Source organism: Chryseobacterium sp. YIM B08800 (genome assembly GCF_026163565.1).
Lineage (GTDB): Bacteria > Bacteroidota > Bacteroidia > Flavobacteriales > Weeksellaceae > Chryseobacterium.
This window is the reverse complement of sequence record NZ_JAPDKN010000126.1, coordinates 1-395: the sequence shown is the minus strand read 5'-3', so window position 1 is coordinate 395 and position 395 is coordinate 1. Positions and strand designations below refer to the sequence as shown.

At 28.6% G+C, this 395-nt stretch carries 1 pseudogene; it reads left to right on the top strand.

Going from position 1 to position 395, the window contains the following annotated elements:
• Positions 1-225, top strand: a pseudogene (locus tag OEW74_RS19595) (hypothetical protein); the annotation flags it as partial.
• Between the last annotated feature and the right edge of the window lie 170 nt (positions 226-395).

Below are 395 nucleotides of genomic sequence, written 5' to 3'. Positions count from 1 at the left end.
GAGCCTTGCATTATGTGTTCTTATCTTATCAGACATCATAAAATTTCAAAATTAGTTTTTGGAATTTCAGTTCCTTTTGTTGGCGGACAATCTTCTGAATTTAAAATCCTTGAAACAGAAAATATTCCGAAATGGGGTAAAAAGCCGGAAATTGAATCGGGGATTTTACAACACGAATGTGAGGTTTTGAATGAACAATTTACAGAATATCTTTCTAAACAGTAAAATCGTCTTAATTTTAAAATTGAAAAAAGTTCAATTTTTAAGCTGTTGCTCTCCATACTTTATGACCATTCACTTCATAATAGGCATTTTTTAGATTTTCACAGATATCTATTTTTCTTTTTTTTTACTCACCGAATGACTCTCTTTTTATTTGTATTATTATGATATTT